This is a genomic window from Pseudorhodoferax sp. Leaf274 (genome assembly GCF_001422445.1).
Classification (GTDB): domain Bacteria; phylum Pseudomonadota; class Gammaproteobacteria; order Burkholderiales; family Burkholderiaceae_C; genus Pseudorhodoferax.
Map to the genome: position 1 here is coordinate 59,096 of NZ_LMNA01000004.1, position 23,330 is coordinate 82,425.

The following is a 23,330-nucleotide window of genomic DNA, read 5'->3' on the forward strand; positions in this document are numbered from 1 at the left end:
CACACCCTGGCAGAGGAGACCCATGCACACCCCACCGCCCTACCCCGCGCAGGTCCGTATCACCGAAGTCGGCCTGCGCGACGGCCTGCAGTCCGAGGCCGAGTTCGTCCCTACCGCCACCAAGGTCGCGCTGCTGGAGCGGCTCATGGACGCCGGCGTTCGCCACTTCGAGGCCACCTCCTTCGTCTCGCCGCGCGCCGTGCCGCAATTGCGCGATGCGGCCGAACTGCTGGCCACCGTGCGCCGCCGCCCGGGCGTGCAGCTGTCCGTGCTGGCCCCCAACCGCAAGGGCGTGGAGCGCGCGCTGGCCGCCGATGCCGACGAGGCCGTCGTCTTCCTCTCGGCCTCCGAGACCCACAACCGCAAGAACCTGAACCGCAGCATCGCCGACTCGCTGCAGGACATGCGCGAGATCGCCGACGCGGCGCGCGGCGCGCCCATGCGGCTGCACGGCGCCATCGCCTGCGCGTTCGGCTGCCCGTTCGAGGGCGATGTGGCGCTCGACCAGATCGAGGCCATCGCGCGGCAGTTCGCCGAACTCGGCTTCGCCGGCCTCACGCTGGGCGACACCACGGGCATGGCCACGCCGCCGCTGGTGCGCCGCACGGTGCAGCGCCTGGCCGAGCGCGTGCCGCAGTTGCCGGTGGCGCTGCACTTCCACAACACGCGCGGCCTGGGCCTGGCCAATGTCATGGAAGGGCTGGCGCTGGGCGTCACGCGCTACGAATCGGCGCTGGGCGGCACGGGAGGCTGCCCGTTCGCGCCCGGCGCCACCGGCAACGTCTGCACCGAGGACACGGTGCACCTGATGGAGCAGCTGGGCGTGCAGACCGGCATCGACCTGGACGCGCTGTGCGAGGCCGCGCGCGAACTCGAGCGCGTGCTCGGCCGCACCCTGCCGGGCCAGGTCATGCGCGCCGGCCCGCGGCTGCGGCGCTACGCCGCGGAAGCCCAGGCCGCCGCAGTCGGCTGACTATTCGAGCTGAATCTTCGCCGCCGCGATCACCTCGCGCCACTGCGCGATGTCGGCGGCCAGGCGCTCGCCCAACGCCTGCGGCGTGCCGGGCCGCACCTCGCCGCCCTGGGCCTCGATGGCGGTGCGCAGCTCGGGCATCTGCAGCATCTTGTGCAGCGCGGCGTTGAGCTGCGCGACCACGGGCGCGGGCACGCCGGCCGGCGCGAACACCGCGTACCAGACGTTGACATCGAAGTCCTTCACGCCGCTCTCGGCGATCGTCGGCACGTCCGGCAGGATGGGACTGCGCCGCGCCGAACTCACGGCCAGCGGCCGCAGCTTGCCGGCCTGCACCTGCGACAGCGCCGAGGGGATGGACGACGACAGCACCGTCACCTGGCCGCTGACCACGTCCACGAGCGCCGGCGCCGAGCCCTTGTACGGGATGTGCTGCATCTTCGCGCCCGCGCGCAGCTGGAACAGCTCGCCCACCAGGTGCGAGACCGTGCCGTTGCCGGCCGAGGCGAAGGTGATGCGGCCCGGCTCGCGCGCGGCGGCCACCACGTCGGCCAGCGTCCTGTAGGGCGAGGCCGTGGAGGTCAGCAGGATGATCGGGAAGTCGGCGACGTTGATGACGGGCTGCAGGTCGCGCTGCGGCTGGTACGGCAGGCTCTTGTAGAGCAGCGGCGCCACGCCCAGGTTGTCGAGCTGGCCCAGCACCAGCGTGTGGCCGCTGGCCTCGGCCTTGGCCGCCTCGGCCACGCCGATGGTGCCGCCGGCGCCAGCCTTGTTGTCGGCCACCACGGTCCAGCCCGTGGATTCGGCCAGCCGCATGGACACGGTGCGCGCGATGAAATCGGTGCCCCCGCCCGGCGGGAACGGCACGATGAGGCGGATCGGCTTGTTCGGGAAGGCCTGCGCACGTGCCGGCGCGGCGGCCGCCAGCGCCAGGGTGGCGGCCAGCAGTTGTCTGCGGTCCATGGTGTCTCCTGTTGTCGTCGCCGGGGTTGCTCCAGCCCGTGCGCTGGTCCATGATCCCGGCCTGTGCGGCGGGCTGCATCCATTTTTTTCGGCCATGCATCGCGCAGCGCGACGGCAGCGCCACCAGCCGGCTGACACAGCACTGACAACATGCCGCCCGCCCCCGTGAAAAACCTTCACATGCATGCTGGCGGCATTTCACGCCCCGGCACGGCCGCGGGCCCTACAGTCCGCCGCGCCGTGCACCGTGCGCCCTGGCAGACGGCGCCGCACATCCTCTGCACCACACTTTCTTCAAAACCAGCAGGAGACCCGCCATGACCTGGCAGCAGATCTACGACCCCTTCGGCAACATGATCATCTCGACCGCGCTGGCGGCGATTCCGGTGGTCGTGATGCTCGGCGCCCTCGGCTTCTTCCACATCAAGGCCCACGTCGCCGCCGGCATGGGCCTCGTGGCGGCCATCGTCGTGGCCGTGTTCGCCTACGGCATGCCGATCGACATGGCCGGCCGCGCCGCCATGCTGGGCGGCTTCACGGGCCTGTTGCCCATCGGCTGGATCGTGCTGAACATCATCTTCCTGCACCAGTTGACCGAGCAGAACGGCAGCTTCAAGGTACTGCAGGATTCGCTGTCGGGCATCACCGAGGACCGGCGCATCCAGCTGCTGCTGATCGCGTTCTGCTTCGGCGCGTTCTTCGAGGGCGCGGCCGGTTTCGGCACGCCGGTGGCGGTGACGGCCGCGATCCTGATCGGCCTGGGCTTCTCGCCGCTGGCGGCCTCCGGCCTGTCGCTGATCGCGAACACCGCGCCCGTGGCCTTCGGCGCGCTGGGCACGCCCGTCATCACGCTGGCCCAGGTGCACGGCTACGACCTGCACCAGGTCACGGCCATGATCGGCCGCCAGCTGCCGTTCTTCTCGCTGCTGGTGCCGTTCTGGCTGGTCTGGGCCTTCGCCGGCCGCAAGGGCATGGTGGAGATCTGGCCCGCGATCCTGGTCACCGGCCTGTCGTTCGCGATCCCGCAGTACCTGGTGTCCAACTTCATGGGCCCGGAACTGGTGGACATCATCGCCGCCATCATCTCCATGGTCTGCCTGGTGGCCTTCCTGCGCGTGTGGCAGCCGAAGAAGGTCTGGACCTCGCCCGCGCTGCGCGGCAAGGACGTCAGTGCCGCCGAGGCCAAGCCACCGCAGCCCATCGTGCGCCACTCCCGGGAGGCGCTCATCGCCGCCTGGACGCCCTGGGCCATCCTGTCGGTGTTCGTGTTCATCTGGGGCCTGCCGTCCGTGAAGGCCTGGCTCAACGGCATCTTCGCGCCCAAGTTCCCCATCGAGGGCCTGCACAACCTGATCATGAAGGTGCCGCCGGTGGTGCCCACGCCGCACCCCGAGGCCGCCGTCTACACGCTGAACCTGCTGTCGGCCACCGGCACCGGCATCCTGCTGGCGGCACTCGTCAGCGCCGCCATCATGAAGTACAACCCGGTCGCCATCGTGCGCACCTTCTTCAAGACGGTCTGGCTGGTGAAGTACTCGCTGCTGACCATCGTGCTGATGCTGGCGCTGGGCACGCTCACGCGCTTCTCGGGCACCGACACCACGCTGGGCCTGGCCTTCGCCAACACGGGCGTGCTGTACCCCTTCTTCGGCACGCTGATGGGCTGGATCGGCGTGGCGCTGACGGGTTCGGACACGGCCTCGAACGTGCTGTTCGGCGGCATGCAGAAGGTGGCGGCCGAGCAGTTGGGCCTGTCGGCCAACCTTATGGGTGCGGCCAACAGCTCGGGCGGTGTGATGGGCAAGATGATCGACGCGCAGTCCATCGTGGTGGCCTCCACCGCGACGCGCTGGTTCAACAAGGAAGGCGAGATCCTGCGCTACGTGTTCTTCCACTCGATCGCGCTGGCCTGCCTGGTGGGCCTGTACGTGACCATGCAGGCCTACGTCTGGCCGTTCACCCTGATGGTGGTGAAGTGAACACGACAATCGCACCATGACCGTCATCACCACCATCGAGGACCTGCGGGTCCTGGCCGAGAAGCGCGTGCCGCGCATGTTCTACGACTACGCCGATTCCGGTTCGTGGACCGAGGGCACCTACCGCGCCAACGAGGCCGATTTCCACAAGATCAAGCTGCGCCAGCGCGTGGCCGTGAACATGGAGAACCGCAGCACGGCCACGACCATGGTCGGCCAGGCCGCCAGGATGCCGGTGGCCATCGCGCCGGTGGGCCTGACGGGCATGCAGCATGCCGACGGCGAGATCCACGCCGCACGCGCGGCCGAGAAGTTCGGCATCCCGTTCACACTGTCGACCATGAGCATCTGCTCCATCGAGGACATCGCCGAGAACACCACCGCGCCGTTCTGGTTCCAGCTCTACATGATGCGCGACCGCGACGCCATGGCCCGCATGATCGAGCGCACCAAGGCCGCCAGGTGCAGCGCGCTGGTCCTCACGCTCGACCTGCAGGTGATCGGCCAGCGCCACAAGGACTTGAAGAACGGCCTCACGGCGCCGCCGCGGCCCACGCTGCGCAACATCGTCAACCTGGCGACCAAGCCGCGCTGGTGCCTGGGCATGCTGGGCACGCAGCGCCGCACCTTCCGCAACCTGGTGGGCCACGTGAAGGGCGTCAGCGACATGCGTTCCCTGTCGGCCTGGACCAACGAGCAGTTCGACCCGCGCCTGTCGTGGGCCGACATCGAATGGGTCAAGAAGCAGTGGGGCGGCAAGCTGATCCTGAAGGGCATCATGGTGGCCGAGGACGCGCAGCTGGCCGTGGACGCCGGTGCCGACGCCATCGTGGTCAGCAACCACGGCGGCCGCCAGCTCGACGGCGCGCCCAGCAGCATCGAGGCGCTGCCGCCCATCGTCGATGCGGTGGGCAGCAAGACCGAAGTGTGGATGGACGGCGGCATCCGCGGCGGGCAGGACGTGCTCAAGGCCTGGGCCCTGGGCGCGCGCGGCACGATGATCGGCCGCGCCATGGCCTACGGCCTGGGCGCCATGGGCGAGGCCGGCGTGACCAAGGCCTTGCAGATCCTGCACAAGGAACTGGACGTGACCATGGCCTTCTGCGGCCACACCGACATCCAGAAGGTGGACCGCAGCATCCTGCTGCCCGGCACGATCCCGGGCTGAGCGCTCGCGCTCAGGACAGGGCGCCGTACACGCTCACCTGGTCGCGCCCGGCCTGCTTGGCAGCGTACATGGCCTGGTCGGCCCGCTGCAGCACGGTGTCGAAGCCGGGGTCGTCCTGCTCGACGATGCTGACGCCGAAGCTGGCCGTGCAGCGCAACACCCGGCCGTCGAATGCGCCGCGCCAGTCGGCGACCAGCTCGCGCAGGCGCTCGGCGGTCCGCTGCGCGTCCGCCAGCTGCACCTCGGGCAGCAGCACGGCGAACTCCTCGCCACCGATGCGCGCCACGAAGTCCACCTCGCGCACCGCGCCGCGCACGATGCCCGCCACGGCGCAGATCACCATGTCGCCCGCTGCATGGCCATGGGTGTCGTTGACCTGCTTGAACAGGTCGATGTCGAACACCAGCACCGCCAGCGCATGGCTGTAGCGCCGCGCGCGCAGGAACTCGCGCTCGGCCACCTCCTGGAACGAACGCCGGTTGGCCACGCCGGTCAGCACGTCCAGCCGCGCCAGCTGCTCGGCCTCGTCGCGCGCGCGTGCCAGTTCGGCCGTGCGTTCCTGCACCTGGTGTTCGAGCCGGATGTTGGCCTTCTCCAGCAGGAACGAGGCCTGCAGGCGCTGGCGCGTGGCCTGCGCCTGCGCCGCCCGGCGCTCCTGGTGCATCAGGTTGATGCGGTCGGCCAGCGCCAGCGACAGCAGCACCACGTCGACCAGGATGCCGAACTCGGCCGCGTGGAAGCGCGCGAAGGTATAGGGCAGCAGGCCGCTCACCGTGAGCGCGGTGACGAAGGCACCCGTGAGGCTGGCCATGGTGGCCAGCACGAAGAAGCGCGCCGCCCGGTAGCCGCGCCACCAGGCGCGCAGGCCGGCCGCCAGGATCAGCGGCGTGCCGAGGAAGATGCAATACACCGGCGCCGCGTTGTAGGCCACGGGGTCGCCAGCCAGCGTCACGGCCACCCAGGCCGCCAGCGTCAACCCGAGGTACAGCTGCATCAGCCGGTGCACGCGCGGCGTGCGCGTGCGCGACTCCAGGAAGTGCATCGTGAACCACAGCGCCACCACCTGGAACGCGAAGATGAAGGGCGTGTGCGCCCAGTTGCTCCAGCGCGGCGACTGGGGCCAGAAGTACTGGTAGGCGAAGCCGTTGTAGGCGGCGTTCATGAGAAAGAACGACAGCAGGTAGGCGCAGTACGCCAGGTAGTTGCGGTCGCGCGTGGACGTCCAGATGAAGGCGTTGTAGAGCACCATCACGGCCAGGATGCCGTAGAACATGCCGTAGTAGGCCGACCACAGCCGGTCGCTGTCGTGGAAGGCCTGGGGCTCCCAGAGCTCCATGGGCGCCATGAAGGCCTGGGTGCTGGTGATGCGCAGGTAGTAGGTCTGCTGGCCCGGTGGGACCGGCAGGTCGACCAGGAACTGCGGCGTGGCGTATTCGCGCTCCTGGAACGGCAGCGTGTCGCCGAAGCGGCGGTGCACGACCTGCCCGTCTGCGCCGGGCACGTAGAGGTCCACCGTGTCCAGCCAGTTGGTGCGCAGCACCAGCAGCCGCGGCAGCGTGGCGGTGCCGGGGTTGTCGAGCGTGAAGCGGAACCAGTAGCTTGATGCCGTGAAGCCGAAGCTGGACAGCCCGCCCGCAGGCGGCGCGAACCGCTGGCCGCGCACCGCGTCCAGCGTCAGCCGGCCCGTGGGGTCTTCGAGCACCGAGGCGGCATCGTGCAGCAACAGCTGGCCCTGTCCGGGCGTGACCTGCAAGACCACGGCGGGCGCCGGGCCAGCCCAGAGCCACAGACAGACCAACCACAGCCACCCCAGAGACCTGCACATGGATCGGCACCCGGACGCCCGCATGACGACGGGCGCACCATGCGCACCGCCCCACGGCAAAGCGGCGCATTGTCGCCCCGCCGGCGCGGCACGCCCCATACGCCGAATGGCGGCGGGCGCGCTACGCGGGCCAGGAGAACCGGGGCGGGCGCTTGTGCAGGAAGTCCTGGATGGCCGTCTTGTGCTCGGGCGAGCCCATCGCCAGGGCCTGGGCATCGGCCTCCAGACTCAGCTGGCCGACCAGATCGCCGGTGGACGCGCAGGCGCGCTTGATCAGGCTCACGGCCATGGGCGAGGCGCCCTCGAAGCTCTTGGCCAGCGCCAAGGCGCGCGGCAGCAGCTGGTCGGCCTCGACCACCTCCATCGCCAGGCCCAGGCGCAAGGCCTCCTCGGCGCCGACCTCGCGCGCCGACAGCATGAGCTCGCGCGCACGCTGCGGACCGACGACGCGCGGCAGCGTGTAGAAGATGCCGCAGTCGGGCACCAGCCCGACCTTGAGGAAGGACACGCTCATGCGCGCGCGGGGCGTGGCGATCAGGAAGTCGCCCGCCAGCGCCAGGCCGAAGCCGGCGCCGTAGGCCGCGCCGTCGACGGCGCAGATGACGGGCTTGTCCAGGCTCAGCAGCTTGGCCAGCCAGCTGTGCAGCAGGTGCAGGCGGTCGCGCCAGCCGGCGTTGTCCAGGCCCGCGTTGGCGATGTTGCGCAGGTCGCCGCCCGAGCAGAAATGGCCATTGGCGCCAGCGATCACGAGGGCGCGGATGGCGGCGTCGGTGCGCACGCGCTCCACCACCTCTGCGACCTCCACGCGCATGGCGGGCGACAGCGCGTTGCGCACGGGTGCGTCGTCCAGCGTCAGGATGGCGGTGGCGCCCTGTTGTTCGAAGCGGATCTTGCTCATCGATAGGTCCTTGTCATTGCGGCGTGGCGCCCAGGTCGCGGCCACCGGGCAGCGAGCTGCCGCCGTCCACATTGAGGATGGCGCCGGTCACGTAGCTGGCCAGCGGCGAGGCCAGCACCATGGCCATGTTGGCGATCTCCTGCGTGCTGCCCATGCGGCCCAGCGGCACGGAGTCGGTCACGCGCTTCTCGGCCGCGGCATCGGGCGCCAGCCGGCGCATGCCCTCCGTGCCGGCGATCGGGCCGGGCACCAGCGAGTTGACACGGATGCCGTCGGCGCCCCACTCCATCGCCAGCACGCGCACCATCATGTCCAGCCCGGCCTTGGCCGCGCAGACGTGGGCCTGCAGCCTGGTGGGATTGGCGGCCTGCGGCGCCGAGATGTTGAGCACCGAGGCACCCGGCTTGCGCAGGTACGCATGCGCCGCGCGCACCACGTTGAAGCCGCCGATCAGGTCGATGTCGACCACGGTCTTGAAACCCTTGGACGACATGCCCAGCGCCGGCGCGACGAAGTTGCCGGCCGCGCCGGAGACCAGCACATCGATGGGGCCGAAGCGCTCATGTGCGGCGCGCAGCGCCGCCTCGATGGCTTCGGCATCGCGCACGTCGGCGCTGTAGCCCTCGGCCTCGCCACCGTGGGCGCGCAACTGCGCCACGGCACCCGCGATGCGCTCGGCCGAACGGCTGGCGATGGCCACCCTGGCGCCGGCCTGTGCGAAGGCGTCGGCAATCGCCAGGTTGATGCCGGAGGAGCCGCCAGCCACGAACACGTGGTGGCCCTTGAAGTTGAAAAATTCAGTGCTCATTGGTCGATCTTGATGTTGGCTTCGCGGATGACCTTGCCCCAGATGTCGAGGTCGCGGCGCATCTCCTTGGCGAACTCGGCCACCGGCTCGCCGCCCGGCAGCAGGCCCAGCTCCTCCAGGCGCTTGCGCACCTCGGGCTGGGCCAGGATGGCGATGAATTCGTCCGACAGCTTCCTGGTGATCGCCGGTGGCGTGCCCGCCTGCGTGAACAGCGCGAACCAGCCGTAGGGCTCGAACGACTTGTAGCCCAGCTCGGTGAAGGTCGGCGCATTCGGGGCCAGCGGCGAGCGGCGCGCGCCCGTCACGCCCAGCACCTTCACGCGCCCGCCGTTCACCTGGGCCGCGGCCGTGGTGGAGTCCAGGAAGGCCGCCTTGATCTGGCCGCCCAGCAGGTCGGCCATCAGCGGGCCGGCGCCCTTGTAGTGGGCGATGGACAGGTCCAGCGCGGCCTGGCTGTTCAGCATGGCCGCGTGGATGTGGCCCGAGGTGCCGTTGCCGTACGAGCCCAGCGCGTAGGTGCGCGGATCGGCCTTGGCCAGCCTGACGAACTCCTCCACCGTGTTGGCCGGCACGTCGCGGTGCACCAGCAGCAGGTCGGCCGAGCGCGCGGCCACGGCCAGCGGGGCGAAGTCCTTGAGCAGGTCGTAGGGCAGCTTGGGCATCATGGCCGGGTGCTGCACCATGACCGTGATGGCCATGAGGATGGTGTAGCCGTCGGCCGGTGCCTTGGCCGCCATGTCGTTGCCGATCACCCCGCCCGCGCCGGGCTTGTTCTCCACCACCACGGTGGCCTTCCAGTTCTCGCCGAGCTTGGTCGCGAGCAGGCGGCCGATGGTGTCGGTGCCGCCGCCGGGCGCGTAGGGCACCACCATGCGCAGCGGCTTGTTCGGAAAGTCCTGCTGCGCCAGCGCCGGCACCCCGGCAACGGCGAGCGCGGTGAAGGCCAGGGCCTGGCGGCGCGTGATCTCGGTCTCATGCATGTGTCTTGTCTCCTTGGTGTCGGTGTCGTCAGCCCCGGGCGAAGGCTTCCTGGATCTCGCGCCAGGCCACCTTGCCGGTGTTGGACTTGGGCAGGGCCGCGCGGAACTCCACCGCACGCGGGGCCTTGTACACCGCCATGCGCTCGCGGCACCAGGCGATCAACCCTGCCTCGGTCAGCAGCTGGCCGGGCCGCAGCACCACCACGGCGCAGACCGCCTCGCCCTGCTTGGCGTCGGGCCGCGCGACGATGCAGGCCTCGTGGATGGCGGGATGCTCATAGAGCATGCTCTCCACCTCGGCCGGCCAGACCTTGTAGCCGCTGACGTTGATCATGCGTTTCAAGCGGTCGCGCATGAAGAAGTAGCCGTCGGCGTCCATCGAAGCCAGGTCGCCGGTGCGGAAGTAGCGCTCGCCGTCGATCTCCATGAACGCCGCGCGGTTGGCCGCGTCGTCGCGCCAGTAGCCCTGCATGACCTGCGCACCGCGGCTGACCAGCTCGCCCGTCTCGCCGGGGGGCAGCACGGCCAGCGTCTCGGGGTCGACGATGCGCGAATGCACGCCGAAGGTCGGGATGCCCAGGCATTGGCGCTTGCTGGCCTGCTGCGGGTTGCAGTGCAGGAACGAGGCCGTCTCGGTCAGGCCGTAGCCCTCGATGTAGGTGATGCCGAAGCGCTCCTTGAGCATGCTGGACACCGCCTCGGGCATGGCCGCGCCGCCGCCGTTGAGCATGGCCAGGCTCGACAGGTCCCTGCGGTGCGCCTCCGGATGCGCGAAGAAGTCGATCAGCATGGCCGGCGGCGAGGCCCAGACCGAGACGCGGTAGCGCTCGATCAGCGCGGCCGCGGCCGCGGCGTCCCAGCGCGCGAGCATGACCACGGTGGCGCCCTGCCAGACCGGCATCAGCATGGCGTTCTGCATGCCCAGCAGGTGGAACATGGGCGCCACGCCCAGCACCACGGATTCGGCATGCAGCGAACGCCACAGGCAGGCACCGACGCTCGACGCGGTGAGGCTCGCGTGCGTGTGCATGCAGCCCTTGGGCCGGCCGGTGGTGCCCGAGGTGTAGGGCAGCGCCGCCAGGTCGTCGCAGCGGCTGTCCACGGGCGTGGCGGGTGAGCCGGCCAACGCGTCGGCCCAGGCCACGCAACCCGCCTGTGCCAGCGGCAGGCGCGGCGCGCGCACCACCTCGGGCACGTTCAGCGCGGTCGGCGCCGCCAGTGCATCGGCATAGCAGATGACCACCACCTCGCGCAGCGCGCCGCGGGCCAGCGCGGGCTGCATGGCGGGCAGCAACTCCTGCGCCGCGATGGCGTGGCGCGCGCCGCTGTCCTCGAGGTAGTGGTCGACCTCGCCAGCCGTGCACATGGCGTTGACGGGCACCACCACCGCGCCGCAGCGCTGCACGGCGAAGAACCCGATGGCGAACTGCGGGCAGTTCTGGCTCATGAGCAGCACGCGGTCGCCCCGGGCCACGCCGGCGCGTTGCAGGTGGCCGGCCAGGGCGTCGGCCTGCCGCAGGTACTCGGCATAGGTCAGCACGCTGTCGTAGTAGACGATGGCGGGCCGCGCGGGGTAGCGCGCGGCGCTGGTCGCCAGGTTGTCCCACAGCGTGGTCTGTGGCACGGCCAGCGCGTGCGGGAAGCCGCGCGGCCAGTGCTTCAACCAGGGCTCGGTGTGCTGCATGGGCTCAGCCGTTTTCCATCGCGCGGGCGATGATCTCTTTCATCACCTCGTTGGCACCGCCGTAGATGCGGGCCACGCGCACGTCGGTGTACATGCGGGCGATCGGGAACTCCTGCATGTAGCCGTAGCCGCCGTGCAGCTGCAGGCACTCGTCCACCACCTCGCAGGTGGCCTGGCTGATCCACCACTTGGCCATGGCGGCGGTGGGCACGTCGAGCTCGTCGCGGGCCAGTCGGGCCACGCAGTCGTCGACGAAGCTGCGCGCGAGCGACGCCTTGGTCTGGCACTCGGCCAGCTTGAAGCGCGTGTTCTGCAGGTGCAGCAGCGTGTCGCCGAAGATCTTGCGGTCGCGCGTGTAGGCCAGCGTGTCGTCCACGGCGCGCTGCATGATGGCGGCGTTGCCGATGGCCAGCAGCAGGCGCTCGCGCGGCAGCTGCATCATCAGGTGGGCAAAGCCCTTGCCCTCTTCGCCGCCGAGCAGGTTGGCCTGCGGCACGCGCATGTCGTCGAAGAACAGCTCGACCGTGTCCTGGCCCTGCTGGCCGATCTTCTCGAGCAGGCGACCACGGCGAAAGCCCTTCAGGTCCTGCGTCTCGATGACAACCAGCGAGACGCCCTTGGCGCGCGCCGTGGGGTCGGTCTTCACGGCCACGACGATGATGTCGGCGAGCAGGCCATTCGTGATGAAGGTCTTGGCGCCGTTGATCACGTAGTCCTGGCCGTCCTTGACGGCGCTGGTCGTGATGCGCTGCAGGTCGGTGCCCGCGCCGGGCTCGGTCATGGCCACGGCCGCCACGGTCTCGCCGCGCGCGATGCCGGGGATCCAGCGCTTCTTCTGTGCCTCGGTGCCGTAGGCCAGCAGGTAGTGGGCCACGATGCCGCTGTGCACGTTGATCGAGAAGCTGTTGACCAGCGCACGCATCTGCTCCTCGCAGACCACGGCCTCGTGCAGGAAGCTGCCGCCGCCGCCGCCGTACTCTTCCGGCACGCCAGCGCACAGCAGGCCCAGCTCGCCGGCGCGGCGCCAGATGCTGCGGTCCACATGGCCTTGCTCCTGCCACTTCTTCTGGTTGGGCACGCACTCGGTCTCGAAGAAGCGGCGCGCGGTGTCGCGCACCATCTGCAGCTCGTCGGTCATCCAGGGGCGTGCAACGGCGCCGAAGCTCATGGCCGGCCTCCGCCGCAGACCAGCACCTGGCCGCTCACGTAGTTCGACTCGGGGATGCAGAACATGTACACGGCGCCGGCGGCCTCTTCGGGAGTGCCCCCACGGCCCAGCGGGATCGTGGCTTCAGCCGCCTTCAGGCGGTCCGGCTGCACGCCGACCGCGATGGTGCGGCCGCCGATGTCCACGCTGGCCTCGCCGGCCGTGAGCGGCTGCGTCAGCCGCGTCTGGATCAGGCCGAAGGCCACGCTGTTGACGTTGACCTTGTAGCGGCCCCATTCCTTGGCCATGGCCTTGGTCAGGCCGTTGATGCCGGCCTTGGCCGCGGCGTAGTTGGCCTGGCCCGCGTTGCCGTACACGCCCGAGGTGGACGAGATGTTGACGACCTTGCGGAACACCGGTGCGTCGGCCTCCTTCTTGGCGGCCTCGCGGATGAAGTCGGAGGCGGCGCGCAGGATGCGGAAGGGCGCGGTCAGGTGCACGGCCAGGATGTCTTCCCACTGCTGGTCGCTCATCTTCTGGATCACGTTGTCCCAGGTGTAGCCGGCGTTGTTGACGATGATGTCCACGCCGCCGAATTCCTTGAGCGCGGTGCCGACGAAGCGCGTGCCGAAGTCGGCATCGGTCACGCTGCCCACGCAGGCCACGGCCTGGCCGCCGGCCGCGCGGATGGCCGCCACGGTCTCGTGGGCCGGACCTTCGTCCAGGTCGTTGATGACCAGGCGCGCGCCTTCGGAGGCGAGCTTGAGCGCGATGGAGTTGCCGATGCCGCGGCCGGAGCCGGAGACCAGGGCGACTTTGTCTTGGAGCTTGAGCGTCATGTCTTGTTTCTTTCTGGAAGGGATCAGGCGAGCGCGATCACGGCGTCGCCGGCCAGCTTGGCCTGGCCGTTCTGGTCGGTGGTGGACAGCTCCACGCGCACGCGGCGCTCGCCGTCCTGCTCGAACTTCTCGGTCACGCGGCCTTCGCAGCGCACCTTGGCGCCCACCTGCGTGATGGCGACGAAGCGCACGCCGTACTCGCGCAGCGCGGTCTGCGGCACCCAGTGGGTCAGCAGGCGGCCCAGGTAGGCCATGGACAGCATGCCGTGCGCGAACACGTCGGCCTGGCCGGCGGCCTTGGCGAAGTCGGTGTCCACGTGGATGGGGTTGTGGTCGCCCGAGGCGCCGCAGTACAGCGCCAGCGTGAGGCGCGAGATCGGCTCGGTCTCGAAGGCGGGCAGTGCGTCGCCCACATCGATCTGGTCGTAGGTGATGGTGGTCATGTGCGTGTCTCCTTCAGCCGTTGCGCATCACGGTGACGCCCTTGAGGTCGGCGACGTGCTCGCCGCGCTGGTTGGTCACGCGCGTCACACGCACGACGAACTCCAGCGCCCCGCCTTTCTTGTCGTAGATGTCCTCGATGCGCTGCTCGAACGTGAGCTGGTCGCCCGCGTACACCATGCGGTGGTAGACGAAGCGCTGCTCGCCGTGCAGCAGCCGGCGGTAGTCCAGGCCCAGCAGGTTGCGCAGCGCAGCCGGGTCGGGCGACTCCATCTCCAGGCAGAACAGGAACGTGGGCGGCACGGGCAGCGTGGGGTGGCCGGCATCGCGCGCGGCCGACTGGTCGCTGTAGACCGGGTCGAGTTGGCCCGTGGCCTTGGCGAAGAAGCGCAGGCGCGAGGCTTCCACCGCGACCGTGAAGGCCGGCTGGGTGTGGCCGATGTATTTCTTGTCGATCATGGTCAGACGCGTTCGTACAGGGTCACGACGCAGGCGCCGCCCAGGCCCAGGTTGTGCTGCAGCGCGAGGCGCGCGCCTTCCACCTGGCGTTGGTCTGCCGTGCCGCGCAGCTGGTGCGTGAGCTCGTAGCACTGCGCCAGGCCCGTGGCGCCCAACGGGTGGCCCTTGGACAAGAGGCCGCCCGAGGGGTTGGTGACGACCTTGCCGCCGTAGGTGTTGTCGCCGTCCAGGATGAACTTCTCGGCCGTGCCCTCGGGCGTGAGGCCCAAGCCTTCGTAGGTGATGAGTTCGTTGGCGGTGAAGCAGTCGTGCAGCTCGACCACGTCCACGTCGTTAGGGCCCACGCCGGCGGCCTCGTAGACCTGCCTGGCGGCGGCGGCCGTCATGTCGTAGCCGATCACGCGGCGCATGTCGCCGCTGTCGAAGGTGCTGGGCGTGTCCGTCGTCATCGACTGCGCGGCGATGCGCACCTTGAGCGCGATGCCGTGCTTCTTGGCGAAGTCTTCCGAGCACACGATGGTGGCGGCGGCGCCGCAGGTGGGCGGGCAGCACTGCAGGCGCGTGAGCGGGTCGAACACGGCCGGCGAGGCCATGACCTCTTCCAGCGTCACGGTGTCGCGGAACACGGCGAGCGGGTTGCGCGCGGCGTGCTGGCGCGCCTTGACCGAGATGCGGCCGAAGGTGTCGGGGCGGATGCCGTACTGCTTGATGTAGTCGCGGCCCGCGCCGCCGAAGAACTGCGCCGCGCGCGGTGCGGTGGGCTCGAAGCCCTGCAGCTCGGTCATGGTCTCGGCGAAGCGCGCCATGGGCGAGGGACGGTCCTCGTAGGCGCCCTTGAGCGCGCCCGGCACCATCTGCTCGAAGCCCAGCGCGATCGCGCATTCGGCCACGCCGCTCTCGACGGCCTGGCGCGCCAGGAACAGCGCCGACGAACCGCTGGAGCAGTTGTTGTTGAGGTTGAACACCGGGATGCCTGTCAGGCCCACGCCGTAGATGGCAGCCTGGCCGGCGGTGGAGTCGCCGTAGACGTAGCTCACGTAGGCCTGCTGCACGGCGTCGTAGGGCACGCCGGCGTCCTTGAGCGCGAGCTCGGCGGCGCGCGCGCCCATGACGGTGTAGGGCTCGCTCTTGCCGGGCTTGGTGAAGGGGATCATCCCGACGCCGGCGACGTAGACATTGCGTTGCATGTGTGCTCCTGTGCTGGAAGGTGGTTCGCCCCGCACGCGCGGCCGTGGCATGGAGCCAGGCGAATCCATGCGCAGAAGTCTAGGCAGCCGCTGCGTCGCGGCCCATGGCTGAAGCGATGGAAGGCATTGGCCCGAACGCTCAAAAAACACAGCGTTGCGGGTTAACCCGCAGGGCTCAGGACAGCCGCTCTTGGCGGTAGGCGCCGGGCGCCAGACCGGTCCAGCTCTTGAACGCGCGGTGGAAGGTGCTGGCCTCGGAGAAGCCCAGCTGCCCCGCGATCTCGGGCAGCGTGAGGCCCGGGTGCGTGAGGTAGTCGATCGCGGCGTCGCGCAGCAGGTCGTCGCGGATCGCGCGGAAGCCCGCGCCCTCCTCGCGCAGGCGGCGGCGCAGGGTCTGCGGCGTCATCGCGAGCTGCGCACCCACGTCCTCGAGCGAGGGCATGGGGCCGCCCAGGTGGCGGCGCAGCAGGCGGCGGATGCGCTCGGCCAGGCTGCTGTCGTCGCGGTACTTGAGCAGCAGGCTGGCCGGTGCCTGGGCCAGGAAGCCGGCCAGGCTCTCGGGCGTCTGCACGATGGGCAGCAGCAGCCAGCGCGCCTCGAAGCGCCAGCCCGTGCGCAGCCCGTAGTGCAGCGGCGCCTGGAACAGCTGCGGCGCATCGCCCACGCGCTCGATCTCGCTGCGCGGCTGGTCCACCACGAGCAGCGGCAGCCGCCGCGCGACCAGCCAGCAGACCAGGCCATAGGCCAGGAACGCGAACGCCCGCATGGCGTAGCCGAGCGGAGGGTCGACCGGCACGCGTGGCGCGAGCGACATGTGGGCCACGCCGGCCTCGACCTGCAGACGCGGCGTGAAGTCGGACAGCAGCAGCCGGTAGTGGCGCAGCCCCGCGCGCAGCGCCTCTTCGAGCGTGCGGCAGCCCACGGCGAGCCGGCAGGCGGCCTCGAAGCTGCCCAGCGGCAGCGGCCGGCGGCACAGGCCCCAGAGTTCGTCGCGCAGGCTGTGGCGCAGTTCGAAGATGAGCGCGGCGTACTGCGCCTGGCTCACGCGCGCGAGCGGCGAGGCCAGCAGTTCGGGAGGGATGCCGGCGCGCTGCAGCAGCGCATGGCAGTCGCGGCCGGCACGGCGCGCGCCCAGCACGATCTGCTGGACCTGGCCGATGGAGATGGTTTGCCGGGTGTTGCCGCTGGACGGAGGGGACATGGGAGCGCGGCAAATTGTAGGAGCCGCGCCCTGCGCAGGCTGTCACTTGCGCAGCCGGACCGTGCCGGCTGCACGTGCGGCGTCAGGGCAGGAAGTTCAACGCGTCCAGCACCGCCGGATCGACACCGTTCTGGTAGTACGGCCCCGTGCCGTCCGCGTCGCTGAAGTCCGTGCCGCCGCTGGACAGGAAGGCACCGATCTGCCGTTGCGCCTGCAAGGCGTAGGGCAAGGCCGCCGGGTTCGTGATGTCCAGCATGTAGCCATGCGAATTGCGGGCCACGGCGTTGTTGTTGTTGAACGCGAGGTCGTGCCGGAACCAGCTCACGCGGTCGCCCAGCGCACCACCGCGCACGACCATGCCCGAACTGGTGTTGGTCATCACCGTGTCGCCCTTGGCCAGCTGGTAGACGATGGGCTTGGCCGCGTGGCCGGCCAGCGGCCGCAGGCGGATCAGCGGCGCATAGGCCGTGGCCTCGCCGGACTGCTGCGCCCATTCGCTCTGGTCGAACGACTTGGCGATGGCCTGCGCGCCTTCCACATGCTTGGTCAGCACGGGCTGGCCGCGGAACGGCAGGTTCTCGTCGAACTGCGCGGCGCCGGTCGCCGTGGGCGGCAGGTTGATCAGCGAGGGCGTGCGGCCTGCCAGCGAGGCCACGCGCAGCGAGCGCAGCCCGCCCAGGCGCGTGGCCTCGATCAGGCTGCCGCCGCCCACGTTGGGCACGCCAGCCACGAGGTCCTTGTCGACCGCCAGCAGCATGGTGCCGTAGACGCCGCCGAAGGACTGGCCGCTGTAGCTCACGCGGCTGCCGTCGAAGTCGGCCACGCCGTCGCCGTCGATGTCGACGCCGGCCTTGAAGCGGCGCGCCAGCTCCACGAGGTCGGTGACGGTCTGGCGCAGCGCGTCGCGCGAGCCCAGCACGCCGTAGGGCGCGGGTGCCGTGGCGCCTTCGAACGCGGTGATCGTGCCGTCGCCGTTCTGGTCGACGCCACGGCCGGCCACGGCCACGCTGGCCTGGCCGCCGCCGGCCAGCGCGAGCTCCAGCGTGCTCTGCGCGCCACCGCCATGGCCGACCACGTGGATCGAGGCCGTCGCCAGGCCGTAGGAGGCCAGCACCGAGGCGATGGCCCAGGGCGAATCGTGCATGTTGTTGCCCAAGCCGTGGCCGAACAGCACGACCGGCCAGCCGCCTGCGGGCTTGGTGCCCGCAGGCACGAAGACCTGCACGGCCACCTGGGTCTCACCGAGCAGCTGCGGCATGGCGGCCGTGCCGTTGGGCGTGATGCGCACCTTGGCGTCCAGGTAGGTCGGCGAGGCGAAGCGGCCGAAACCGACCTGCGCCACGCTGCCCGGCACGGTCTGCAGCGCGGACAGGCGCAGCGCGCTGTCGGTGAACTGCGGCGCGGTGCCGGTCTGGCGGTGGTGCACGCCGGAGGCGATCTGGTCGATGCCGAACAGCGCGCGCGTGCCGGTGCCGCCCTGCGTGGCCACCATGAAGTCGATGCCCGTGCCGCTGCGCGCCTTGACGGCCCCTGCCATGGCAGCCAGCGTGGCGGTCGCGGTCTGCGTCGTGAACAGCGTGGCGGCCACAGGCTTGCCGGCGTTGGCCGGCGCCAGCGCCAGGGCCTGGCGCAGCGCCTCGCGGTAGGTTCCGCTTTCGCTGGCGCGGCCGATGGCCAGGCCGCTGCCGGCCTCGGTCCATTCACCGCCGCCCACGCGCTTGCCAGCCGTGTCGCGCACGCGGTCGGTCACGACCATGAGGTAGCGCTGGCCCTCCCGCAGCAGCTCGTCGCTCTTGAAGGACAGCAGCCGCGCGGGCGCATCCCAGGCCGCCTGGTTGATGGCGATCCTGCGGCCGCTGGACAGCTCGAGCAGGTAGACGCTGTCGCTCGTGACGCTGGCCGGATCGATGTCGCCCGTGAAGGGCACCGTGAAGCGCGGGATGAGCGAGAAGCCGTCCAGCGTGTTGAGCTCGTCGACGTCGTAGCAGTCGTTCACGCGCACCGCGCAATCGGGCTTGGGCAGTGCGACGCGCAGGGCCGTCAGCTGGCGCGCGTCGGCCACGGTGTAGCGGTCGCTTGGGAACGGCGCGGCGTCGGGGTTGCTGGCCGAGAACGCCACGGCGACGTCGCCCACGTCGTCGCTGGAGCCGCCACAGGCGGTGCCCACGGCAGCAACCAGCGCCAGCGCCGACAGGCGCAGCAGCGGGGTGGATGGTTTCTTCATGTCTTGTCTCCTCTTTCGTTGTGTACGGTTGCAGGATGCCGGGCGGCTGCCCCGGCGACCCCGGCTCCTCAGGTCACTCCGGCTTGAAGCCGATCTCGTCGAGCATCTGTTTCTCGCGGTCGTACTGGGCGACGGCGTACTTGCGGTATTCCTCGCCGCTGATGTTCCAGGGCGCCAGGTCGAAGTCGTCGACGATGCGGCGGTAGGCCGGGTCGTGGGCTGCCTTCTGGAAGGCTGCCTCCAGCCGCGCGCGCACCGCCGGGTCCATGTTCCTGGGTGCGACCAGGCCGAACGGCGACTGCACCACGAGGTCGTGGCCCAGCTCGCGCAGCGTGGGCACGTTCGGCCACTGCGCCAGGCGCTGCTCGGTGAAGGTGGCCAGCACGCGCAGCTTGCCGCTGCGCGCCATGGTGCCGAAGCCCGGGTCGCCATACACGTCGAGATGGCGGCCGACGACGGCCGTCAGTTGCTCGTTGCCGCCCTTGAACGGGATGAAGTTGAACTTCGTGCCCGTGGCGCGCGCCAGCCGTTCGCCGTAGATGCGGTTGGCGCTGATCGCGCCAACGTTGCCCCAGCTCAGTTGGCCTGGCCTGGCCTTGGCGTCGGCGAGCAGATCGGCCAGCGTCTTCCAGGGCGCATCGGCCGCCACTGCGATGCCGGTGGTCAGGTTGTTCAGGCCCATCAGGTAGGTGAAGTCGGTGCGCGGGTCCCAGTTGACCTTGTTCATGTGCGGCCAGCGGATCACCGAGTTGTGCATCACGCCGATCAGGTAGCCGTCGGCATCGCCCATGCTGGTCAGGCTGGACACGCCCGTCACGCCGCCGGCGCCGGCGCGGTGCATGAGCACGATGGGCTGGCCCAGGTCCTTGGCGGCCGCCTCGGCCAGTGCGCGCAGCACGGTGTCGAACATGCCGCCGGCAGGGAACGGCAACTGCAGCTGGATCGGCCTGGTCGGGAAGGCCGTGCTGGCCAGGGCCGGCGCGCCCAGGGCACTGGCGGCCAGTGCGCCGATGCCGGCGCGCAGCACCGAGCGGCGTGCAATGGACGTGGCAGGGGATGGGAAGGCGATGGGCATGGCAGTCTCCTTGCGGCCTCGGACGGGCCTGCGTGAATGAAAAAACTCGCCGGCAAGACTAGGGGCGGGCGGCCTGCCGGGGTATGGCCGTATCAATGAAGGACGATGGCCGTATCGATCAACATCCAGCCGCTACACGCCCGGCAGCGGCAGGTAGCGGAACGAGCCCATGCTGCGGGCCACGCAGCGGCCTTCGTCGTCGCGCACCTCGGCTCGGCACTGCACGGTGTCGCCGTCGGCCCCGATGGCCAGCGCCTCGCCGTCGGCCGTGAGGCGGCCGCGGCCGGGCTGCAGGTAGCTGATGTTCATGTCCAGCGTGACGGCCGTGCGCGCGAAGCCGATCCTGGAGACGGCCGCGCTGGCCATGACCACGTCCAGCAGCGTGGCGACCACGCCGCCGTGCATGGCGCGGATCGGGTTCTCGAGTTCGCGCCGCGCATCGACCACCAGGCGCGCGCGCCCGCCCTCGGAGAACTCGCGCCGGATGCCCAGCAGGTGCATGAAGGGCACGGCGTTGTAACGCTGCATGCTTTCGGCGGCGTCCATCAGCGCGCCTTGGCGTGCTCTGCACGCAGCTGGGTCTTGAGCACCTTGCCGGCGGCCGACAGCGGCAGCGCCTGGGCGAAGGCCAGGCTGCGCGGGCACTTGTAGCCCGCCAGCCGCGTGCGGCACTGGGCCTGGATGGCACCGGCCAGTTCGGCGCTTTCGGCCACGCCCGGGCGCAGCACCACCACGGCGTGCACGGCCTCGCCCCAGCGCGCATCGGGCACGCCGATGACGGCGGCATCGACCACGTCGCCGTGGCTGCGCAGCGCGGCCTCGACCTCGCCGGAATAGACGTTCTCGCCGCCGCTGATGATCATGTCCTTCAGGCGGTCGGCGATGAAGATGAAGCCGTTCTCGTCCATGCGGCCGCCGTCGCCGGTGTGCAGCCAGCCGTCGCGCAGCGCCTGGGCCGAGACCTCGGGCAGCTTCCAGTAGCCGCTGGTGACCATGGGGCCGCGGATGACGATCTCGCCCACCTCGCCGCGCGGGCAGTCGCGCCCTTCGGGATCCAGGATGCGGATCTCCGCGCCCAGGCCGGCGCGGCCGACCGAGCGCAACCGCTCGGCAGGCGCGCCGGGCCGGTGGTTCGCCGGCAGGTTGATGCAGGCCGCACCCGAGGTCTCGGTCAGGCCGTAGGCCTGGAAGAACTCGGCGTTCGGCCAGGTGGCCAGCGCGCGGTCGAGCAGGTCGGGCGGCATGGGTGCGGCGCCGAAGGCGATGCGGTTCAAGCTCTGCACCCGGGCGGCGTCGAAGTTGGGCGCCTCCAGCAGCGCCTGCAGCATGGTGGGCACGACGATGGTGTCGGTGATGCCATGTTCGAAGATCGCATCGAGCACGATCTCGGCGCGGAACTGCGGCATGGTGACCCAGCTGCCGCCCACGATGCTCTGGCCGATCAGCCGGCCCAGGCCCGCCACATGGAACAGCGGCGCGACCAGCAGCGAGACGCTGTCGGGCGCGTTGTTGAGTTCGGCGCCGCGCGTCATCGAGGCCGACCAGAAGTTCAGGTGCGTGAGCATCACGCCCTTGGAGCGGCCCGTGGTACCGCCCGTGTACAGGATGGCGGCCAGGGCCTCGCCGCCCACGCGCGCGTCGTCCACGGGCGCCGTGGCGGCGGCCTGCGCGGCGAAGTCGGCCATGGGCAGCACCTGGGCCAGGTCGGCCAGCTCGGCGCAGGGCGCGGCGAAGCTCGCGTCGGCCAGCAACAGCGGCGCGCCGCAGTCGGCCAGGGCGTAGCGCAGTTCGGGCACGCTCCAGCGTGTGTTGAGCGGGCAGGCGACGGCGCCCAGCCACCAGCAGGCCAGGAGGCCCATGACCATGGCGTCGTCGTTGGGCGCGAGCAGCGCCACGCGCTCGCCGGGGGCGATGCCGCGTTGGCGCAGCACGGCCGCGCGCCGCGCGACCTGGTCGAGCAGCTGGGTGAAGGTGTGGCTGCGCTCGGCGCCCGGCGCGAGGTGGCGCAACGCGGTCTTCTCGGGGTGGCGTTGCAGCGAACGGTGCAGGCCTTGGGTGAGGTACATGGTCGGGTCTCTGGTAAGCAGGTTCAGGCGGCGGCGCGGTAGCGCAAGGTGCCCATGGCGCGGGCCACCAGCTGGCCGGCGGCGTCGCGCAGCTCGGCCTCGCAGAAGCAGACCGAGCGGCCGCCGCCCGTGACCTCGCCCTGCGCGTGCAGGCCGGCGCCGCCAGGCTGCACGAAGCCCAGGTGCAGGTCGATCACGTCGACGGCCTGCGCGGCGGGGTTGCGGGCCAGCGCGGCCGCGACCAGTGCTGCGTCGAGCAGCGCGATGGCCTGGCTGCGGCTGGTGGCGGCCTGCGGTGCATCGCAGACAGCGGGAGCGAGAGCGTGCCTCCGTAGCCCTTCGGCTTCGCCTTCGGTGCGAGCGCCTTCGGGCGGCCGGACGGCACTCACGCTGCGACGGCTTCAGGCTGGCGCAGCGGCACGGCGATGCGCGCACGCGCGGCCGCGTACTCGCGCGCCATGCGGGCCACGACCTGTCCGGCCGGCTGCACGGCCGAGACCGCGCCGATGCCCTGGCCGCAGCCCCAGACGTCCTTCCAGGGCTTGACGCGGTTGCTGCCGAAGTTCATGGCCGAGGGGTCGCTGGTCTCAAGCCGGTCGGGGTCCAGGCCGGCGTTGCGGATGGAGGGCTTCAAGTAGTTGCCGTGCACGCCCGTGAACAGGTTGGAGTAGACGATGTCGTCGCTCGTGCTGTCCACGATCATCTGCTTGTAGGCCTCTGCCGCGCGGGCCTCCTCGGTCGCGATGAAGGCCGAGCCGATGTAGGCGAAGTCGGCGCCCAGGGCCTGCGCGGCCAGGATGGCGTCGCCACTCGCGATGGCGCCCGACAGCGCCAGCGGTCCCGTGAACCAGCGGCGGATCTCCTGGATCAGCGCGAACGGGCTGGTGGTGCCGGCATGGCCGCCGGCGCCGCTGGCCACGGCGATCAGGCCGTCGGCGCCCTTCTCCACGGCCTTGTGCGCGAAGCGGTCGTTGATCACGTCGTGCATGACGATGCCGCCCCAGGCGTGCACGGCGTCGTTGATCTCGGTGCGCGCGCCGAGCGAGGTGATGGTGAGCGGCACCTTGTACTTGGCGCAGACGGCCATGTCGTGGTCGAGCCGGTCGTTGCTCTTGTGCACGATCTGGTTGATGGCGAACGGCGCGGCCGGTGCCTCGGGGTGGGCGCGGTCGTGCGCGGCCAGCGTCTCGGTGATCTCGGCCAGCCAGTCGTCCAGCAGTTCGGCCGGGCGGGCGTTGAGGGCGGGCATGGAGCCGACGATGCCGGCCTTGCACTGCGCGATCACGAGCTGCGGCACGCTGATGATGAACAGCGGCGAGGCGATGACGGGCAGGCGCAGGTGTTGAAAGAGGGGATGGGGCATGGTGGGCGCAGTATCTGGAGCGCCCCGATGACCATCAATGGCGAAATGGC

The 23,330-nt window shown here is 70.5% G+C and carries 21 protein-coding genes; 3 read left to right on the top strand and 18 right to left on the bottom strand.

Annotation, left to right across the window (positions count from 1 at the left end):
- The first annotated feature begins 22 nt into the window (after positions 1-22).
- Positions 23-973, top strand: coding sequence for a hydroxymethylglutaryl-CoA lyase (locus ASF44_RS08570; RefSeq protein WP_056898799.1), 951 nt, complete (start codon positions 23-25; stop codon positions 971-973).
- On the opposite strand, the gene ASF44_RS08575 is transcribed toward ASF44_RS08570, so the two are convergent.
- Positions 974-1,936, bottom strand: a complete 963-nt coding sequence (locus ASF44_RS08575; RefSeq protein WP_056898800.1) for a tripartite tricarboxylate transporter substrate binding protein — start codon at positions 1,934-1,936, stop codon at positions 974-976.
- A gap of 317 nt (positions 1,937-2,253) precedes the next feature.
- Between ASF44_RS08575 and ASF44_RS08580 the strand changes: the two genes are divergently transcribed.
- Positions 2,254-3,915, top strand: coding sequence for an L-lactate permease (locus tag ASF44_RS08580; RefSeq protein WP_056898801.1), 1,662 nt, complete (start codon positions 2,254-2,256; stop codon positions 3,913-3,915).
- Between the two features lie 16 nt (positions 3,916-3,931).
- Positions 3,932-5,083: an alpha-hydroxy acid oxidase gene (locus ASF44_RS08585; RefSeq protein WP_056898802.1), complete on the top strand. Its 1,152-nt coding sequence runs from the start codon at positions 3,932-3,934 to the stop codon at positions 5,081-5,083.
- Positions 5,084-5,093: 10 nt separating this feature from the next.
- Here the strand turns inward: ASF44_RS08585 and ASF44_RS08590 are convergent, their stop codons facing one another.
- The 17 genes from ASF44_RS08590 to ASF44_RS08670 all read right to left on the bottom strand — a co-directional run bounded on the left by ASF44_RS08590 (position 5,094) and on the right by ASF44_RS08670 (position 23,280).
- Positions 5,094-6,842 carry a 7TM diverse intracellular signaling domain-containing protein gene (locus tag ASF44_RS08590; RefSeq protein ID WP_056898803.1) on the bottom strand — a complete coding sequence of 583 codons (1,749 nt, stop codon included), beginning with the start codon at positions 6,840-6,842 and terminating at the stop codon, positions 5,094-5,096.
- Positions 6,843-7,029: 187 nt separating this feature from the next.
- Positions 7,030-7,806 carry an enoyl-CoA hydratase/isomerase family protein gene (locus tag ASF44_RS08595; RefSeq protein WP_056898804.1) on the bottom strand — a complete coding sequence of 259 codons (777 nt, stop codon included), beginning with the start codon at positions 7,804-7,806 and terminating at the stop codon, positions 7,030-7,032.
- Between the two features lie 13 nt (positions 7,807-7,819).
- Positions 7,820-8,614 (bottom strand): SDR family oxidoreductase, encoded by a 795-nt coding sequence (locus ASF44_RS08600; RefSeq protein WP_056898805.1) that lies wholly within the window; start codon positions 8,612-8,614, stop codon positions 7,820-7,822.
- Positions 8,611-9,594, bottom strand: a complete 984-nt coding sequence (locus tag ASF44_RS08605) for a tripartite tricarboxylate transporter substrate binding protein (protein WP_056898806.1) — start codon at positions 9,592-9,594, stop codon at positions 8,611-8,613. Before ASF44_RS08605 ends, ASF44_RS08600 begins: the two co-directional genes overlap by 4 nt.
- 28 nt (positions 9,595-9,622) lie before the next feature.
- Positions 9,623-11,278, bottom strand: a complete 1,656-nt coding sequence (locus tag ASF44_RS08610; RefSeq protein WP_056898807.1) for a long-chain-fatty-acid--CoA ligase — start codon at positions 11,276-11,278, stop codon at positions 9,623-9,625.
- A gap of 4 nt (positions 11,279-11,282) precedes the next feature.
- The gene (locus ASF44_RS08615) at positions 11,283-12,446 is read right to left on the bottom strand and encodes an acyl-CoA dehydrogenase family protein (RefSeq protein WP_056898808.1); all 1,164 of its coding nucleotides are present in this window, start codon (positions 12,444-12,446) and stop codon (positions 11,283-11,285) included.
- A complete protein-coding gene (locus ASF44_RS08620; protein WP_056898809.1) occupies positions 12,443-13,264 on the bottom strand; it encodes an SDR family NAD(P)-dependent oxidoreductase in 822 nt (273 codons plus the stop codon). Before ASF44_RS08620 ends, ASF44_RS08615 begins: the two co-directional genes overlap by 4 nt.
- Before the next feature lie 23 nt (positions 13,265-13,287).
- Positions 13,288-13,707, bottom strand: a complete 420-nt coding sequence (locus ASF44_RS08625) for a MaoC family dehydratase (RefSeq protein ID WP_056898810.1) — start codon at positions 13,705-13,707, stop codon at positions 13,288-13,290.
- A gap of 13 nt (positions 13,708-13,720) precedes the next feature.
- Positions 13,721-14,164 carry a MaoC family dehydratase N-terminal domain-containing protein gene (locus ASF44_RS08630; protein ID WP_056898811.1) on the bottom strand — a complete coding sequence of 148 codons (444 nt, stop codon included), beginning with the start codon at positions 14,162-14,164 and terminating at the stop codon, positions 13,721-13,723.
- Between the two features lie 2 nt (positions 14,165-14,166).
- The gene (locus tag ASF44_RS08635) at positions 14,167-15,351 is read right to left on the bottom strand and encodes a lipid-transfer protein (RefSeq protein WP_056898812.1); all 1,185 of its coding nucleotides are present in this window, start codon (positions 15,349-15,351) and stop codon (positions 14,167-14,169) included.
- A 175-nt stretch (positions 15,352-15,526) separates the two neighbouring features.
- Positions 15,527-16,552 (bottom strand): AraC family transcriptional regulator, encoded by a 1,026-nt coding sequence (locus tag ASF44_RS08640; RefSeq protein WP_056898813.1) that lies wholly within the window; start codon positions 16,550-16,552, stop codon positions 15,527-15,529.
- An 82-nt stretch (positions 16,553-16,634) separates the two neighbouring features.
- Complete coding sequence (locus tag ASF44_RS08645) at positions 16,635-18,776, bottom strand: hypothetical protein (protein ID WP_056898814.1); 2,142 nt, start codon at positions 18,774-18,776, stop codon at positions 16,635-16,637.
- A gap of 73 nt (positions 18,777-18,849) precedes the next feature.
- Positions 18,850-19,851 carry a tripartite tricarboxylate transporter substrate binding protein gene (locus ASF44_RS08650; RefSeq protein WP_056898815.1) on the bottom strand — a complete coding sequence of 334 codons (1,002 nt, stop codon included), beginning with the start codon at positions 19,849-19,851 and terminating at the stop codon, positions 18,850-18,852.
- Between the two features lie 132 nt (positions 19,852-19,983).
- Positions 19,984-20,397, bottom strand: a complete 414-nt coding sequence (locus ASF44_RS08655; protein ID WP_056898816.1) for a PaaI family thioesterase — start codon at positions 20,395-20,397, stop codon at positions 19,984-19,986.
- Positions 20,397-21,917 (bottom strand): long-chain fatty acid--CoA ligase, encoded by a 1,521-nt coding sequence (locus tag ASF44_RS08660; RefSeq protein WP_056898817.1) that lies wholly within the window; start codon positions 21,915-21,917, stop codon positions 20,397-20,399. Before ASF44_RS08660 ends, ASF44_RS08655 begins: the two co-directional genes overlap by 1 nt.
- Before the next feature lie 23 nt (positions 21,918-21,940).
- Positions 21,941-22,306: a PaaI family thioesterase gene (locus ASF44_RS08665; RefSeq protein ID WP_056898818.1), complete on the bottom strand. Its 366-nt coding sequence runs from the start codon at positions 22,304-22,306 to the stop codon at positions 21,941-21,943.
- Positions 22,303-23,280 carry a nitronate monooxygenase family protein gene (locus ASF44_RS08670; RefSeq protein WP_056898819.1) on the bottom strand — a complete coding sequence of 326 codons (978 nt, stop codon included), beginning with the start codon at positions 23,278-23,280 and terminating at the stop codon, positions 22,303-22,305. Before ASF44_RS08670 ends, ASF44_RS08665 begins: the two co-directional genes overlap by 4 nt.
- Positions 23,281-23,330: the final 50 nt, after the last annotated feature.